This is a genomic window from Pseudomonas sp. O39 (genome assembly GCF_045447295.1).
Classification (GTDB): Bacteria; Pseudomonadota; Gammaproteobacteria; order Pseudomonadales; family Pseudomonadaceae; genus Aquipseudomonas; species Aquipseudomonas antarctica_A.
The window spans coordinates 31,248-47,050 of record NZ_JBJGXV010000019.1 but is presented as its reverse complement, the minus strand read 5'-3'; the positions used below and the strand labels follow the sequence as shown (position 1 = coordinate 47,050).

18 protein-coding genes and 1 pseudogene are annotated in these 15,803 nt (G+C 60.2%); 9 read left to right on the top strand and 10 right to left on the bottom strand.

Translation table 11 applies throughout. The features are described from left to right. Nucleotides 1–9: 9 nt before the first annotated feature. Together ACI77D_RS21490 and ACI77D_RS21485 are read right to left on the bottom strand one after the other, a co-directional pair. Nucleotides 10–1,794 carry a GMC family oxidoreductase gene (locus tag ACI77D_RS21490; RefSeq protein WP_064450028.1) on the bottom strand — a complete coding sequence of 595 codons (1,785 nt, stop codon included), beginning with the start codon at nucleotides 1,792–1,794 and terminating at the stop codon, nucleotides 10–12. 2 nt (nucleotides 1,795–1,796) lie between these two features. Then, nucleotides 1,797–2,549, bottom strand: a complete 753-nt coding sequence (locus tag ACI77D_RS21485) for a gluconate 2-dehydrogenase subunit 3 family protein (RefSeq protein WP_221295989.1) — start codon at nucleotides 2,547–2,549, stop codon at nucleotides 1,797–1,799. A gap of 275 nt (nucleotides 2,550–2,824) precedes the next feature. On the opposite strand from ACI77D_RS21485, the gene ACI77D_RS21480 reads away from it, so the two are divergent. Beyond that, on the top strand, nucleotides 2,825–3,511 hold the full coding sequence (locus tag ACI77D_RS21480) for a dual specificity protein phosphatase family protein (RefSeq protein WP_064450026.1): 687 nt from the start codon (nucleotides 2,825–2,827) through the stop codon (nucleotides 3,509–3,511). Nucleotides 3,512–3,520: 9 nt separating this feature from the next. On the opposite strand, the gene ACI77D_RS21475 is transcribed toward ACI77D_RS21480, so the two are convergent. Together ACI77D_RS21475 and prlC are read right to left on the bottom strand one after the other, a co-directional pair. Beyond that, a complete protein-coding gene (locus ACI77D_RS21475) occupies nucleotides 3,521–3,793 on the bottom strand; it encodes a YheV family putative zinc ribbon protein (RefSeq protein WP_027608125.1) in 273 nt (90 codons plus the stop codon). Further along, on the bottom strand, nucleotides 3,790–5,889 hold the full coding sequence (gene prlC, locus ACI77D_RS21470) for an oligopeptidase A (RefSeq protein WP_208604448.1): 2,100 nt from the start codon (nucleotides 5,887–5,889) through the stop codon (nucleotides 3,790–3,792). Before prlC ends, ACI77D_RS21475 begins: the two co-directional genes overlap by 4 nt. Before the next feature lie 54 nt (nucleotides 5,890–5,943). Here prlC and ACI77D_RS21465 point away from each other — a divergent pair, with 54 nt between their 5' ends. Then, entirely contained in the window at nucleotides 5,944–6,486 is a 543-nt protein-coding gene (locus tag ACI77D_RS21465) for a gamma carbonic anhydrase family protein (protein ID WP_407017444.1), read from the top strand. Further along, nucleotides 6,483–7,142, top strand: coding sequence for an HAD family hydrolase (locus ACI77D_RS21460; RefSeq protein WP_262666648.1), 660 nt, complete (start codon nucleotides 6,483–6,485; stop codon nucleotides 7,140–7,142). The genes ACI77D_RS21465 and ACI77D_RS21460 overlap by 4 nt, the downstream gene beginning before the upstream one ends. Nucleotides 7,143–7,237: 95 nt before the next feature. Here ACI77D_RS21460 and ACI77D_RS21455 read toward each other — a convergent pair whose 3' ends face one another. Continuing rightward, nucleotides 7,238–8,281 carry an aminopeptidase gene (locus ACI77D_RS21455; RefSeq protein WP_407017443.1) on the bottom strand — a complete coding sequence of 348 codons (1,044 nt, stop codon included), beginning with the start codon at nucleotides 8,279–8,281 and terminating at the stop codon, nucleotides 7,238–7,240. Between the two features lie 142 nt (nucleotides 8,282–8,423). On the opposite strand from ACI77D_RS21455, the gene ACI77D_RS21450 reads away from it, so the two are divergent. Continuing rightward, nucleotides 8,424–8,846 (top strand): hypothetical protein, encoded by a 423-nt coding sequence (locus ACI77D_RS21450; protein ID WP_221295985.1) that lies wholly within the window; start codon nucleotides 8,424–8,426, stop codon nucleotides 8,844–8,846. Here ACI77D_RS21450 and ACI77D_RS21445 read toward each other — a convergent pair whose 3' ends face one another. Both ACI77D_RS21445 and ACI77D_RS21440 read right to left on the bottom strand, forming a co-directional pair. Further along, on the bottom strand, nucleotides 8,847–9,086 hold the full coding sequence (locus tag ACI77D_RS21445; RefSeq protein ID WP_064450020.1) for a DUF1161 domain-containing protein: 240 nt from the start codon (nucleotides 9,084–9,086) through the stop codon (nucleotides 8,847–8,849). It abuts the gene before it with no gap. Between the two features lie 250 nt (nucleotides 9,087–9,336). After that, complete coding sequence (locus ACI77D_RS21440) at nucleotides 9,337–9,768, bottom strand: OsmC family protein (protein ID WP_064450019.1); 432 nt, start codon at nucleotides 9,766–9,768, stop codon at nucleotides 9,337–9,339. 216 nt (nucleotides 9,769–9,984) lie between these two features. Between ACI77D_RS21440 and ACI77D_RS21435 the strand changes: the two are divergent. After that, nucleotides 9,985–10,986, top strand: a pseudogene (locus ACI77D_RS21435) (LLM class flavin-dependent oxidoreductase). Between the two features lie 59 nt (nucleotides 10,987–11,045). Here the strand turns inward: ACI77D_RS21435 and ACI77D_RS21430 are convergent. Continuing rightward, nucleotides 11,046–11,270 (bottom strand): DUF1161 domain-containing protein, encoded by a 225-nt coding sequence (locus tag ACI77D_RS21430; protein WP_407017442.1) that lies wholly within the window; start codon nucleotides 11,268–11,270, stop codon nucleotides 11,046–11,048. 113 nt (nucleotides 11,271–11,383) lie between these two features. Beyond that, nucleotides 11,384–11,599, bottom strand: coding sequence for a dodecin (locus ACI77D_RS21425; protein WP_016969657.1), 216 nt, complete (start codon nucleotides 11,597–11,599; stop codon nucleotides 11,384–11,386). 155 nt (nucleotides 11,600–11,754) lie between these two features. Between ACI77D_RS21425 and ACI77D_RS21420 the strand changes: the two genes are divergently transcribed. Further along, on the top strand, nucleotides 11,755–12,081 hold the full coding sequence (locus ACI77D_RS21420; protein ID WP_003170746.1) for a YqjD family protein: 327 nt from the start codon (nucleotides 11,755–11,757) through the stop codon (nucleotides 12,079–12,081). Between the two features lie 8 nt (nucleotides 12,082–12,089). Here the strand turns inward: ACI77D_RS21420 and ACI77D_RS21415 are convergent, their stop codons facing one another. Continuing rightward, nucleotides 12,090–12,986, bottom strand: a complete 897-nt coding sequence (locus ACI77D_RS21415) for a LysR family transcriptional regulator (RefSeq protein WP_407017441.1) — start codon at nucleotides 12,984–12,986, stop codon at nucleotides 12,090–12,092. A gap of 110 nt (nucleotides 12,987–13,096) precedes the next feature. Between ACI77D_RS21415 and trpB the strand changes: the two genes are divergently transcribed. The 3 genes from trpB to ACI77D_RS21400 all read left to right on the top strand — a co-directional run bounded on the left by trpB (nucleotide 13,097) and on the right by ACI77D_RS21400 (nucleotide 15,724). Next, nucleotides 13,097–14,323, top strand: coding sequence for a tryptophan synthase subunit beta (trpB, locus tag ACI77D_RS21410; protein WP_064450015.1), 1,227 nt, complete (start codon nucleotides 13,097–13,099; stop codon nucleotides 14,321–14,323). After that, nucleotides 14,324–15,133 (top strand): tryptophan synthase subunit alpha, encoded by an 810-nt coding sequence (gene trpA / locus ACI77D_RS21405; protein ID WP_407017440.1) that lies wholly within the window; start codon nucleotides 14,324–14,326, stop codon nucleotides 15,131–15,133. A 138-nt stretch (nucleotides 15,134–15,271) separates the two neighbouring features. Further along, complete coding sequence (locus ACI77D_RS21400) at nucleotides 15,272–15,724, top strand: anti-virulence regulator CigR family protein (protein ID WP_064450013.1); 453 nt, start codon at nucleotides 15,272–15,274, stop codon at nucleotides 15,722–15,724. The last annotated feature ends 79 nt before the right edge of the window (nucleotides 15,725–15,803 follow it).

Genomic DNA, 15,803 nt, shown 5'->3' with positions numbered 1-15,803 from the left:
CATCGCTCCTTATGCCTGAACCAGTGGGCCGGGATTCTTGAGGTACTGCTCGCGGATCGCCCGCGCCGACCAGTAGGTCAACGCCGCCACCAGGCCGGTAGGGTTGTAACCCAAGCCTTGTGGGAAAGCGGACGCGCCCGGGACAAACACGTTGTGCACATCCCAGCTCTGCAGGTAGCGGTTCAGCGCGCTGGTTTTGGGGTCGGTGCCCATGATCGCGCCGCCGTTGAGGTGAGTGGTCTGGTAGGCCGCAGTGTTGAATTGCTCTCCGACCTTTTTGCCCAGCACGGCAATGGCCTTGGGGTTCATCGCTTGGGCGACCTTGCCCATTTTCTCCATCATGAAACGGTTCATCTTGATGTCGTTTTCCTGCCAGTCGAACGTCATCCGCAGCAATGGCAGACCGTAGGCATCGCGGTACACCGGGTCCAAGTCCAGGTAGTTGGCCCGGTAGGATTGATGCGCGCCGTGGGAGTCCATCGACACCTGGTGGGTGTAGTAATCGGCGGTGGCGCGTTTCCAGGCACTGCCCCACGCGGGGGTGCCCGGCGGGTTGGACGTACCGGCGATCGGCCGGCTGCCAGCCTGGTTGACCCACATCGGCGAGCCCCCCACAAAGCCGTGCGGCCCGTGGTCGAAGTTATCCGCGTTGAAGTCATCAATGGCCACGCCATTGCCGCCCGCACCGATGAAGTTGTTGGTGTGGGTGTCCTTGTCGAAAAAGGCCTTGATGGTGCCCATGTTCTGGTAGGCAAAGTTCCTGCCCACCACACCCTCATTGGTAATCGGGTCGTAGGGCTTGCCGATACCGGACAGCAGCATCAGGCGTACGTTGTTGAACTGGAAGGAGCCGATGATCACCAGATCCGCCGGTTGCTCGCATTCCCGCCCCTGGCCGTCGATATAGGTCACGCCGGTGGCCTTGCTCTTGGTGCTGTCGAGGTTGACCTTGAGCACGTGGGAATTGGGCCGCAGCTCGAAGTTCGGCACCTGGCGCAGTGCTGGCAGAATGTTTACGTTTGGCGAGGCCTTGGAATACATGTAGCACACGTAACCGCTGCAGAACCCGCAGAAGTTGCACGGGCCCATCTGCGCGCCGTAGGGGTTGGTGTACGGCCCCGAGGTATTGGCCGACGGCAGGTTGTAGGGTTTGTAACCGACCTCGGCAGCCGCCTTCTGAAACAGCTGTGCGGACACGGTGTTTTTCTGCGACTCCAACGGGAACGGGTTGGAACGATCCGGTGCATATGGGTTGCCGCCACGGCCTTCGCCCACCACCTGACCTTTTACGGTCCAGGCCTGGCCGGAGGTGCCGAAGACTTTTTCCGCGTAGTCGAAAAACGGCTCCAGTTCTTCGTAGCTCACGCCGAAGTCCTGGATGGTCATGTCTTTGGGAATGAAATTTTTGCCGTAGCGCTCTTCATAGTGGCTACGCATGCGCAGCTCGATAGGGTCGACGCGAAAATGCACGCCCGACCAGTGCAGGCCCGCGCCGCCCACGCCATTGCCCGGCAGGAACGCGCCCAATTGGCGGTTGGGCAAGGCAACGTCATTCACGCTATGGCGAATGGTCACCGTCTCCTTGGAGATGTCCTGAAAGAGTTTTTTACGCACGCTGTAGGTCAGTTCGTCGATGACCTGCGGATAGTTGCCGTCGGGGTAGGTGTCCTGCATCGGGCCGCGCTCCAGCGCTACCACGTTGAGGCCTGCTTCGGTCAGTTCCTTGGCCATGATCGCGCCGGTCCAGCCGAAACCCACGATCACCGCGTCCACTTTCTTCATGATGGTCGCCACGTTTATGCCCTCTCGCCGCGAATGGAAACAGCCGGGAAGGGGTATTGCTCGTTGCGTTCAACCCAGTCCATGAAATCGGCGCGGGCGCCGGGGAAGCCGATCATCGTCCAGCCGACCATGCCTTTATTGCCGCCGTGGATCGGGTCGCAGAAGAACCCTTCCTTGGTATTTTGCAGCAGCAGGTTGAAAAACATCTTTGCCGGCACGGCTTCGAAATGCGCCGTCATTTCACTGCCGCCAGCCTCCATACGCCGCAGCATGTCGTCCTGGGTAGCGCTGTCTTGCGCGGCAAAAGCCTTGCCATTGAACGCCTTCGACCAGGCATCCGTCGCGGCAATGCCCAGGCGATAGATGTCCTTGGGTACCAGTTTGCTCTGCCAGCCCATCTCCGGCGCCGCATCGGCGTTAAACGGGCCTTGCATGAACCACAGCGCGCCCGCGGCATACGGCGTGTTCATCTGGCGGTCGATGTATTCCGGCGCGCCGGCTTCCAGGGCGCCAGGGCCTTGGGCGTCAGCGGGAATCAGGCGTGCGACGGCCGCGTTGATAAACGCCCACTCTTCGGCGGTGAAATAGCTCGGCTCATAGGCTTTGTCGTTGACGGACGGCTTGGCAGGAGCGGCCTGAACCGGCTCCGGCGTGGCCATCAATATCGAGCCGCCAAGGCCAGTGCTGGCAACCGTGACCACCGGGATCAAGGTCAAGGATTTGCGCAAAAAGTCACGCCGGGGGTTGTCTTGATCTTGATCAGACATGGGTGCACCTCATCATGTGGTCACGGGTTGATCAGCCGCTTCTGAGAGCAGCGTGAAGGCTTGCCGAGCAAATAGGATCCAATGGGCTAGAGCAGACTGGCAAACAATAGTTACAAATGATAGCAGGCTAAGAATTGAGAAGAATCGATTAAGCGAGAAAAACACCGGATCAGGTCGGGTATTCACGATTCTTTGACGAGTACCTCACGCCGCGTTGACCCCTCGCAGGCGAATCTGTGGCCCATCAGCCATTTCCCTATTCGGTCCCAATGCGCATGTTCACAATTCGTTTGCTGCCTGCCCTCGGCCTGGCGTTCATGGCTCTGCTCAGCACGCTTCAGGCCCAAGCCGACGAGGCCACGTCCCTGCGCTCAGCAGAATGGGCCCAGCCTGTGGGCGACCAATTCAACCTGCACCAGATGACGCCGACGCTGTATCGCAGCGCACTGCCGGACAGCAGTGCAGTGCCCGTATTGGAAAAACTCAAGATCGGCACGGTGATCAACTTTTTGCCGGAATCTGATGCGGCATGGCTGAAGACATCTGATATCAAACAGGTGCAGCTGACTTATCGCACTAACCACGTTGACGATTCCGACGTGCTGGCGGCGCTCAGGGCCATCCAGCAAGCAGAAGCCAACGGCCCGGTGCTGATGCACTGCAAACACGGCTCCGACCGCACTGGCCTGATGGCCGCGATGTATCGGGTGGTGATTCAGGGGTGGAGCAAAGAAGACGCGCTGAACGAGATGACCTTGGGCGGTTTCGGCACCAGTAACGGCTTCAAGGACGGCGTTCGCTACATGATGAAAGCCGATATCGACAAGTTGCGTACAGCCTTGGCGAATGGCGATTGCAGCACCAGCGCGTTTGCCCTGTGCTCGATGAACAGTTGGCTCAACACGGCCACCAGCAGCCGTGTTGAGCCAAAGAAAGATGCTGAATTAGTGCTCACACCCTAAGAACGGGTATCAGTCTTTTTTCAGCTTGGGATTGGGGAAAAACTGCACGGCCTGCACCTTCGGGTCCGGCGCTTTCAACGCCGATGTATTGACCCGCGTGCCCAACTCCTTGGGCACCGACAAACCTTGATCATTGAGCGTGTCGGTATAACCGCAGGCCACACACTCACGGTGCGGCACGCTGTCCTCGGTCCACATCTTCAACTTGTCCGGCTCGCTGCACGCCGGGCAAACCGCCCCGGCGATAAATTGCTTTTTGGTAATCACAGGCCCTTCACTCATGCTGCCGCGTCCTCACTCAGGCCGCTGTGGCGCAAGAGTGCGTCAATCGACGGCGCACGTCCGCGGAAGTCGACGAACAGCACCATCGGCGCCTGGGAACCACCCCGCGCCAGAATCGCTTCGCGGAATGCACGGCCGGTTTCAGCGTTGAGCACACCCTCTTCCTCGAACTTGGAGAAGGCATCCGCCGACAACACTTCAGCCCATTTGTAGCTGTAATAACCCGCCGCGTAACCGCCGGCGAAGATGTGCGCAAAGCTGTTAGGGAAACGGTTGTAGGCCGGTGGACGCATGACCGAGACCTCATCGCGCACGCCTTCAAGCACCTGCGCCACGGTGCGACCATCGCCATGGGTGGCGTGCAACTCGAAGTCGAACAGCGAGAACTCCAGCTGGCGCACCATCATCAGGCCGGACTGGAAATTCTTCGCCGCCAGCATTTTTTCCAGCAGGTCCTGGGGCAGCGGCTCACCGGTTTCATAGTGGCCAGAGATCAGCGCCAGGCCTTCCGGCTCCCAGCACCAGTTCTCCATGAACTGGCTCGGCAATTCCACTGCATCCCACGCCACGCCGTTGATGCCGGACACGCCAGCGTGTTCAACGCGGGTCAGCAGGTGATGCAAGCCGTGGCCAAATTCGTGGAACAGCGTGGTGACTTCATCGTGGGTCAGCAGCGCAGGCTTGCCGCTGTCGGCCGGGGTGAAGTTGCACACCAGGTTGGCCACCGGGCTTTGCAATACGCCGTCGATCGTGCGGCGACGGTCGCGCGCGCCGTCCATCCAGGCACCGCCCCGCTTGTTGGCGCGGGCATACAGGTCGAAGAAGAAACGCCCGACGTGCTGGCCGTTTTCCTTGATTTCAAACAGGCGAACATCCGGGTGCCAGGTGTCGAAGCCTTTTTGCTCGGCGATTTCGATGCCGTACAGGCGCTGGACGATGGCAAACAGCCCGCCGAGCACTTTGTCGATCGGGAAGTAGGCGCGCAGGGCTTCCTGGGAAACGCTGTAGCGCTGCTCGCGCAGTTTTTCACCGTAGAAACCGCTGTCCCAGCTTTGCAGGTCGGCGCAGCCTTGTTCGGCGGCGTAGGCCTTGAGCTGTTGCAGGTCCTGAGCGGCAAACGGCTTGCTGCGCTTGGCCAGGTCACGCAGGAAGCTCAGTACCTGATCGCTGGAATCAGCCATTTTGGTGGCCAGGCTCAGCTCGGAGAACGATGCATAGCCCAATAGCTTGGCCAGTTCCTGACGCAGATCGAGGATCTGCTCCATCACCGGGCCGTTATCGTTCTGACCGGCATTCGGGCCTTGGTCCGACGCACGGGTGCAGTAGGCCGCGTAGATTTCTTCACGCAGGGCGCGGTCCTGGGCGTAGGTCATCACCGCGTAGTAGCTCGGAAATTCGAGGGTAATCAGCCAGCCGTCGAGGCCTTTGGCCTGAGCGGCGGCAGCCATTTGCGCCTTGGCGGAGTCGGTCAGGCCGGTGAGAGTGGCTTCATCGGTGACGTGTTTGGTCCAGGCCTGGGTCGCATCCAGCAGTTGGTTGGAAAATTTGCTGCCCAGTTCGGAAAGCTTGCTTTGCACTTCCGCGTAACGCTTTTGCTGTTCGGGCGGCAAATCGATACCCGACAGGCGGAAGTCGCGCAGGGCGTGTTCCAGGATAGTTTTTTGCGCCACATCGAAGCCGGCCGCTTCGGGGCTGTTGGCCAGGGCTTCGAAGGCCTGGAACAGTGCGCGGTTCTGGCCCATCTCGGTGGAGTAGGCACTCAACGCAGGCAGGCAGCCTTCGTAAGCTTCGCGCAGCTCAGCACTGTTGCACACGGCGTTGAGGTGGCTGACCGGGCTCCAGGCGGCGCCCAGGCGGTCATTCAGCTCGTCCATGGCCAGCACCAGACCGGCCCATGTCGGATTTTTGCCCTGGCTTTGCAGGATGCCTTCGATGGCAACGCGGTTGTCGGCGAGGATCTGTTCGATGGCCGGCTGCACGTGCTCGGCACGGATCGCCGAGAACGGCGGCAGGTCGTAGGACTGTAGAAGAGGGTTGTTCGCGCTCACGGTTGACACCTTGGCTGAAGAAACATGTAAGAACAAAGATGGGGCCATCTTAATTACAATCAACGCCCACCGCAGCTATCAGCAGAAGAGAGAGAGGCTATCGTGACCCTTCGCACCTATCAGAACCACACGCCAACCCTGGGCGCCGGGGCTTTTGTCGATATTTCGGCGGTGGTGATCGGCGATGTCGAAATCGGCACCGACAGCTCGGTTTGGCCGCTGACCGTGATTCGCGGCGACATGCACCGCATCCGCATCGGTGCGCGCACCAGCGTGCAGGATGGCTGCGTGCTGCACATCACCCACGCCGGGCCGTTCAACCCGGACGGCTTCCCTCTGCTGATCGGCGATGACGTGACCATCGCCCACAAGTTCATGCTGCATGGCTGCACCGTGGGCAATCGGATCTTGATCGGCATGGGCAGCATCGTGATGGACGGCGCCGTGGTCGAAGACGACGTCATCATCGGCGCCGGTAGCCTGGTGCCGCCGGGCAAGAAACTCGACAGCGGCTTTTTGTATGTGGGCAGCCCGGTTAAACAAATCCGCGCGCTGACTGACAAGGAGCGCGCCTTTTTCGCTTACAGCGCGGCGAACTACGTGAAGCTTAAAGACCTGCACCTGGCTGAAGGATTCGACCAATGACCCAGCGTTACCAAACTGTCCTGTTCGACCTGGATGGCACCCTAACCGACCCGCGTGAGGGCATCACCCGCTCGATCCAGTATGCCCTCGGTAAACTGGGTATCGACGAGCCGGACCTGACCAAACTAGAGCACTTTATCGGCCCGCCGTTGCTGCAAGCCTTCATGCAGTTCTACGGCTTCGACGAGGCCAAGGCGTGGGAGGCGGTGAATTTTTATCGCGAGCGTTTCAAGGTCACCGGCCTGTATGAAAACCGCGTGTTCGACGGCGTGATGCCGTTACTGGAAGCGCTGAACAACCAGGGCCGTCAGCTGTATGTGGCTACGTCCAAGCCGTGGGTGTTCGCCCGCGAGATCGCCCGCCATTTCGATTTTGCCAAGCACTTCAAGGTCATCTACGGCAGCGAGCTGGATGGGACGCGCACCCATAAAGTCGAGCTGATCGCTCACTTGATCAGCGAAGAGGGCCTGGACCCGGCGACCACCTTGATGATTGGTGATCGAAAGCACGACCTGATCGGGGCGCGCAGCAATGGGCTGGACTCGGCGGCTGTAGGGTATGGGTTCGGCAGTTTTGAAGAGTTGAATGCCGAGGCGCCGACTTGGCATTTTGAGACGTTGGATGAGATGCATCAGGCGTTTTTGCAGCGGGTTTGAGACCGCTATCGCAGGCAAGCCAGCTCCCACACTTGACCGCATTCCAAGTTTGGAAATCGATCAACTGTGGGAGCTGGCTTGCCTGCGAAGAGGCCCTAACGGCCACCACTCTCCAATTGCCTCAACGCCGCCTTACGCTGCGCCACCGGCAACCCACCCAATTTCTCAACCGCCGCAAAAAACCTCACCCAATCCCCGCCTTCCTGCGCAAACAACGCCGCAAACGCCGGCACCCACTGGTCATACAGCCCGAATGGCAACAACCGCGCATTGTTCATCGGCTGGTTGATCCACACGTCGTAACGTTTATCCCCGCCCCATTGGCTATCGCGCATGTGCCGGTACTCGCTGCGCAATCGCTCAAATTCCGCTGCCTTGGCCTGCCGCATCACGTCCGCCACCAACGGTTTTGCGTACAACGCCTCCAGGCGTTTGCGGGTATCAAGAATCAGCCGGATAAATTGGTCACGCTGCTGCAACGCTGCATCGCTGACAGGCGCCAAGCCCCTTGCTGCACGCCATTGGCGGGTGCCTCCCTGCTCGACGAAGTTGGCATAAGACTCGTTGAACTCGGTGTCGTCCTTCACATAAAAACGCTGGTGCGCCAACTCATGAAAAATCAGCGTGGCCAGTCGCTCATCACCCCAGTGCATCATCGAGCTCATGATCGGGTCGTTGAACCACCCCAGGGTGGAATAGGCCTCGACACCGCCAATCGACACGTCCATGCCCCGTTGCTGCAACAACGCCGCCTCGCCGCGTGCAGCGCCCTGATTGTAATAGCCGCGATAAGCAACGCAGCCGGCGATCGGGAAACAGTGGGTTTGCGGGGATAGAGAGAATTCCGTCGTGGCGAACACATTCCAGACCACATAGGGTCGGCCAATGTCCGCGTACAACCGGTAACTCTGGTTGTCAGGCAAGTGCAGGTGCTCGCTGGCAAAGGCACGCGCCTTCTGCGATTGCTCCAGGTGATCGCGCAGCGCCTGTGGGCGAGAGGAGTCGGCGATGACTTCGGAAACCGGCTCCCGCGCCCTCAGCAACTGCCATTGGCCGTCAGCCAACTGGCTGTAATAACTGACGCTGGAGCAGCCGCTGAGCAACACGACCATTAACCCTGGAAGAAAACGCCTCAACATGCTCCGACCGCTCCTGGGTAATTGGCTCGCCAGACTATCCTGCCTGTGCGGGATTTTTCCATGCCGTGACGTGTTTATACTCATAGAGAGTCTGCCGCCCTGTGCGCCGGGCTTAATTCTTTCCTTCCGTTGAGTGCCTGCCATGCGCCAGCTCTTGCTTCCCGTCACTGCCCTGTTTCTCAGCGCCTGTGCTTCGACCCCATTGCCACCGGTTGATCCGCATCAGGCATGGGTCGATTTCGCCACCCCGACCCCGGGCGCCAAACTGGTGATGGCCCAGCGCCTGGACGGCAAGAACCTCAACGACGGGCGTTTCTTTCAGGTGCCACCCGGCAGCCACGAACTGATGGTGCGCTTTGATTTCGAGGTGCCGACCGGGGGCAGTTTGGGCGGGTTGTCGCAGACCCAGGACCGGACCTGCTTCATGACCTTGCAGTACGACAGTTTCCAGGCAGGCCAGCGCTATGTGCTGGAGGGCCGCTCGCTGGGCTTTACGCCCAACATCCGGCTGTACAACACAGCGCGGCAGTTGCTGGCGCAAGAGCGCAGCGTCAACTGCATCTGATCAGTCGTTGTTCTTTTGGTAGACGATAGCTTTGGTACCGTTCTCACAGCTGCCGACGACCATGGCACTGTCGTGCTTGTCGGCTTCTTCTTTGCTGACGACTTCCAAGGTGTAGGACGGCACTGCGTTAGCCTGGATTTTGACCTCGATCTCTTTCCTGAGCTCTTCACAATCTTTTGGCGCGGCCACGGCCGACGTGGCCAAAACACCGCAGATGATCGCCAAGGCAAAACGTTTCATGTGTGTAGCTCCCTGAATGCATGCGCACGGGTGTGCGCCTAGGCTGCATAGCGTATAGGACCACATCCGGGAAACACGAGTTCTGATTTAACGCACAACTAAATGTGGGAGCGGGTGTGTGGGAGCTGGCTTGACCTGCGATGGCGCCACCTCGGCATAACTGAAACACCGAGGTGAACCTATCGCGGGCAAGCCCGGCTCCCACACACTCCCGCTCCCACAGAGGATCTACGGTGTTACGCAGACCGCATCAGCTGACGAGCGTGGCATCCAGGCTGATTTTCGCATTCAGTACCTTGGACACCGGGCACCCTTCCTTGGCCTTTTTGCTCAGTTCGTCGAACTGGGCCTGGCTCGCGCCGGGGATCTTGGCCTTGAGGATCAGGTGCACGGCGGTAATTGCAAAGCCACCTTCCACTTGGTCCAGGGTCACTTCAGCCTGGGTGTCAATGCTGTCGGCCTTGAGGCCGGCGTCGCCGAGAATCATCGAAAACGCCATGGAGAAACAGCCCGCGTGGGCCGCACCGATCAGTTCTTCAGGGTTGGTACCCTTGCCGCCTTCGAAACGGGCCTTGAAGCCGTAAGGCGCTTCGCGCAGCACGCCGGTTTCGGTGGAAATGGAACCCAGGCCTGTCTTCAGATCACCTTCCCAATGCGCGGATGCTTTTTTAACAATACTCATAGCTGTCTCCTCGAACGGTGGTTTTGCTTCAGTAAGGGTTCTGAGGATAGATGCGCTGGCAAAGTTCATCTTGTCGGAGAAACCTAGCTTTTTAGTAGGAAATTTCGCAATCTCTATTGAATCTCGGGTATATGCCCTCATTGCATAGAGCATGCACATGAAGCGGCAGGTTTTGGTTGGTCTATAAGCCTGCGCACCTAATGGAGAAGCAGGCTTATGAAATCGCTGTCCGACGTGAAGTTCTCGACCCTCGACCTCGTGCCCGTGCGCGCCAACGGGAGCATCGCGCAATCGTTGCACAACTCTCTGGACCTGGCCCGGCACGTGGAAAAGTTCGGCTACAACCGTTTTTGGGTGGCCGAACACCACAACATGGACGGCATCGCCAGCTCGGCCACCTCGGTTTTGCTGGGTTATTTGGCCGGTGGCACCTCGACCATTCGCGTCGGCTCCGGCGGCGTCATGCTGCCCAACCATGCGCCCTTGGTAATCGCCGAGCAGTTCGGCACGCTGGAAAGCCTGTACCCCGGCCGTATCGACCTGGGCCTGGGCCGCGCGCCCGGTTCCGACCAGATGACCGCCCGCGCCCTGCGCCGTGAACGCTCGGGCAGCGCCGACGATTTCCCCGAAGACGTGGCCGAACTGATGGCCTACCTCGGCCCGCGCACGCCAGACCAACGGGTGATCGCCGTGCCCGGCACCGGCACCAACGTACCGGTCTGGCTGCTGGGTTCCAGCCTGTTCAGCGCGCAGCTTGCGGGAGAGAGGGGTTTGCCCTACGCCTTCGCCTCGCATTTCGCACCGCGTTTGATGCACGAGGCGATTCGCGTGTATCGCAATCACTTCAAGCCTTCAGCCGTGCTGGACAAGCCCTACGTGATGCTCGGCATTCCGCTGGTGGCGGCCGATACCGACGAGCAGGCCGATTACCTCGCCACGTCCGTGTACCAACGCATTCTGGCGCTGATGCGCGGGCAAAGCCTGGTGCAGCGCCCACCGGTGAGAACCATGGATGGCCTGTGACTGCCCCATGAAAAAGACGCCGTCGGCAGCTTCCTCGGCTTGGCCATGGTCGGCAGCCCGGCCAAGATCCGCGCCAAACTGGAAGTGCTGATCGAACAAACCGGTGCCGATGAGCTGATCTTCACCAGTGACCTGTACGAGCACGCTGACCGGATTCATTCCTACGAGTTGCTCGCACAACTGATGAAGGGGTAACCCTCAGGCGAAAAAAAACCGACGCACTCGCGTCGGTTTTTTATGTCTGGAACACGGGATTAACCGCGTTTGTAGACGATTTCCTTGCTGCCGCCTTCGCAGGAGCCAATCACCTTTCCACCGGCTGCAGCGCCTTTATCGACAACATCCAGGGAATAATGCTGAACGCCTTTCGCATCAAGCTTCGTTGCGAGTTCACTTTTCAGCTCTTCACAAGGCTTGCCCGCCGCCAGGGCTGTACCCGCAATGCTCAACAAACCTACCGCTAACAGGAACTTCTTCATCCGATACTTTCCTTGCGCTGATCAAAAAGAGCGTGCCGACGCATTGCATCGGCACCCCAAGGTTGTAGCGCAGGTTATGGCAATCGGCCAGTCAGCAAGTTCAACCAACGTGATCAACTACTGGCAATTCGGAATCCCACCTTCAGCGTGACCTGGAAATGCGCGGCCTTGCCGTCCTTGATGTGACCACGGGTTTCGGTCACTTCAAACCACTCCAAGTGCTTGATGCTCTTATGCGCTTCGGCAATGGCGTTGTTGATGGCGTCTTCGATGCTGGTCGTCGACGAGCCCACCAGTTCGACTTTCTTGTAGGTGTGATGATCTGACATAGCGTTTCTCCTGAGGTCTCTACTGAAGCGTAGCAGTCAATGTTCGTACTGCTTCTGGCGGCCATTCCTACGTGAAAGTTCAGATTTACTGCACTTTCTGAAAACGCCGTAGTCGGTATCTACACATGCCACTCAATTACTTCAGGAGAGCCCACATGGCCAACACTTCTTTACGCAAAGCGTCGCTGGAAAGCATGGAAGCCGAGATTTCGAGCCTGCTCAAGTCCCTTGAGAGCCTCAAGGATGATGCGTCCGATGAGTCGCGCAAAACGCTGAAGGCCCTGAAAAGTAATGCCGAGAATGCCCTCAAGCACTCCCGCCACCTGATCAGCGATGCTTACGAAGAAAGCAAAGTCAAAATCCGCGAAACCGGCGTCGCAACCCGGGACTACGCACAAGAGCACCCGTGGACTACCGCCGGCGTCGCCGTTGGCGCACTGGGCCTGCTGGCTGCTTACCTGCTGTGCAAACGCGGTGACTGATTGACCGGCTACAGCGGCTGGCGCAGCAGCTCTGCCTTGAGCCACTGCGCCAGTTGACCGGCGCGCCCGTCTGCGGCGCGCTTGGGTAGCCACAACGCCAGGTGCGCCGGGGTTTCACTGAAACCCCACGGCGCCACCAGGCGACCCGCTCGCAGGTCCTCTGCCACCAGCGGTTCAGGCGCAATCGCCACCCCCAGACCCGCAACCGCCGCCTCCAACAAATAATACAAATGCTCAAAACCCTGGCCGAGTTTCAGCGCGCCGGGATCGATACCGTGTTGCTGTGCCCAACTGGGCCAGGCCTGCGGGCGTGAGGTGGTGTGCAGCAACGCTTCGCCACACAACGCCGAGGCCGGCGCATGACGCAGGTGTTCATAACCGGCGAAGCGCGGGCTCATCACAGGGCCGATTCGCTCGCAGGCCAGTTCATACACCTGCATATCCGCCGGCCACGGCGGTTCGGCGAAGACCAGCAGGGCGTCAAGACCGGGGCGCCGAGGATCGAGGTCGCCGTCACCGGCGGACAGGTGCAGGCGCAAGTCCGGTAAGTCTGCGTTCAAGCGGCCCAGGCGCGGGATCAACCAGCGGGCCAACAAACTGCCCGAGCAGCCCAGCACGAAGGGGGCATCGGCGCTGGCTTGGGTGAGTTCTGCGCACACACCCCTCAAGCGCTCGAAGGCTTCGGCACTCGCGTCTCGCAGGCGGATACCGGCATCTGTGAGTTTAAGGCCGCGCCCATCCTTGACGAACAGGCTGACGCCCAAGTGCTCTTCCAGCACCTTCAACTGGCGACTGACGGCCCCGTGGGTTACATGCAGTTGCTCAGCAGCCTGGCTCACGCTGTTGAGCCGGGCAGTGGCTTCGAACGCGCGCAGGGCATTGAGGGGCGGAAGGTCTCGGCTCATCTGTGAGTTTTCCTGACAGGTTACGGCGATCTTATCGGTTTTCAGCGCCGGATGTGAGGGGTAGAGTGACCGTCATTGCCTCTCACACGAATTATTTCCTGGAGCGCCCCATGACTCAGTCCCAGACCGATCTGCGCAACGGCCCTGACGCCAACGGCCTCTTTGGCGCGTTTGGCGGCCGTTACGTCGCTGAAACCCTGATGCCGTTGATCCTCGAACTGGCCCGCGAATACGAAGCGGCCAAGATCGATCCGGCTTTCAACGAAGAATTGGCCTACTTCCAGCGCGACTACGTCGGACGCCCAAGCCCGCTGTATTTCGCTGAACGCCTGACTGAGTTCTGCGGCGGCGCCAAGATCTACCTCAAGCGCGAAGAGCTGAACCACACCGGCGCGCACAAGATCAACAACTGCATCGGCCAGATCCTGCTGGCACGGCGCATGGGCAAAAAACGCATCATCGCCGAGACCGGCGCCGGCATGCACGGCGTGGCAACCGCCACCGTGGCCGCACGCTTTGGCCTCGACTGCGTGATCTACATGGGCACCACCGACATCGAGCGTCAACAGGCCAACGTATTTCGCATGAAGCTGCTGGGCGCCGAAGTGATCCCGGTGGTCGCCGGCACCGGCACGCTCAAAGACGCGATGAACGAAGCCCTGCGTGACTGGGTGACCAACGTCGACGACACCTTCTACCTGATCGGCACCGTGGCCGGCCCGCACCCCTACCCGGCGATGGTGCGCGACTTCCAGGCCGTGATCGGCAAGGAAACCCGCACCCAGATGCAAGCCCAGGAAGGCCGCTTGCCGGACAGCCTGGTGGCCTGCATCGGCGGTGGCTCCAACGCCATGGGCCTGTTCCACCCGTTCCTGGATGACGCCAGCGTCGAGATTATCGGCGTTGAAGCGGCCGGCTACGGCATCGAAACCGGCAAGCATGCCGCCAGCCTCAACGGCGGCGTACCGGGCGTGCTGCACGGCAACCGCACCTTCCTGCTGCAGGACGACGACGGCCAGATCATCGACGCCCACTCGATTTCCGCCGGCCTCGATTACCCCGGCATCGGCCCTGAACACGCCTGGTTGCATGATATCGGCCGCGCCCAATACACCTCGGTGACTGACGACGAGGCCCTGATCGCATTCCACAAATGCTGCCGCCTGGAAGGGATTATTCCGGCACTGGAAACCGCTCACGCCTTGGCCGAAGTGTTCAAACGCGCACCGAATCTGCCGAAGGATCACCTGATGGTGGTCAACCTCTCCGGCCGTGGCGACAAAGACATGCAGACCGTGATGCATCACATGGAACAGTCTCAGCAGGAGAAACACTAAATGAGCCGCCTGCAAACCCGCTTTGCGCAGCTGAAAGAACAAAACCGCGCGGCCCTGGTGACCTTCGTTACCGCCGGCGACCCGGGCTATGACACCTCGCTGGCGATCCTCAAGGGTTTGCCGGCAGCCGGCGCCGACGTGATCGAGCTGGGCATGCCCTTCACCGACCCGATGGCCGACGGCCCGGCGATTCAACTGGCCAACATCCGCGCGCTGGAAGCCAAGCAGAACCTGGCGAAAACCCTGCAGATGGTTCGCGAGTTCCGCCAGGACAACAACGACACGCCGTTGGTGTTGATGGGTTACTTCAACCCGATCCACAAATACGGTGTGCCACAGTTCATCACCGACGCCAAAGAAGCCGGCGTTGACGGCCTGATCGTGGTCGACATGCCGCCTGAGCATAACGGCGAGCTGTGCGACCCGGCCCAGGCTGCGGGCCTCGACTTTATCCGCCTGACCACGCCAACCACCGATGACGTGCGCCTGCCGACCGTGCTCAACGGCAGCTCGGGCTTTGTTTATTACGTGTCGGTAGCCGGTGTGACCGGCGCCGGCGCGGCCACCCTGGAACACGTTGAAGAAGCGGTGACCCGTCTGCGCCGCCACACCGACCTGCCGATCAGCATCGGTTTTGGTATTCGCACCCCGGAACAGGCTGCGGCCATCGCACGCTTGGCTGACGGCGTGGTGGTGGGTTCGGCACTGATCGACCACATTGCCAATGCCAAAAATGATCAGCAAGCGATTGATGGCGTGTTGAGCTTGTGCGCGGCATTGTCGGATGGTGTCCGTAACGCCCGTAAGTAAACGCCGTGTAGCGGTAGGTAAAGTTCCTGATACAGAGGAATCATACTGTCGAATCAGTACCTAAACTGACAAGACCAAGGGATTTCGAACCCGGTTCGAAATCCCTTTTTTGTTCGTGCAGTACTGAGGAAACACCCCATGAAAATGCCTAAACGCTTGATCGCTGGTCTCGGCGTGCTGATGCTCGGCGCGAGTGCCCTGGTGCAGGCCGCTCCGCCTGACCAACGGGGCGATGGCGACGGCCCAGGCCGTGGCGGCCCGCAAGGCCAGCACGAACAACGTGGCGATGACCATCGCGGCCCGCAGGACAACCGTCGCGGCGGCCCGCCTCAGGACTTCGGCCCGGTGCGGCAGATCATCCACGACAACCACGGCCAATTCTCGCGCGGTGCACCACCGCCGCCAAATGTACGCCTGGTCCGCGGCCAGCCGCTGCCCCGCGGCTACTACGGTGAACGCCTCGACAATCGCGCCCTGTCACGCCTGCCGGTTTACCAAGGGTATGAATGGCGTCGTTCCGGGCCGGACGTGGTGTTGATCGCAGTGGGCACGGGTATCGTCTACGAAATCCTGAACGGCGTGCTCAACTGACACCAATGCTTTTGTGGCAAGTCGGCTTGTCGTCGCGAGCGGGCTTGCCACAGGGGTCAGTCGCCCCCCTGATAATGGG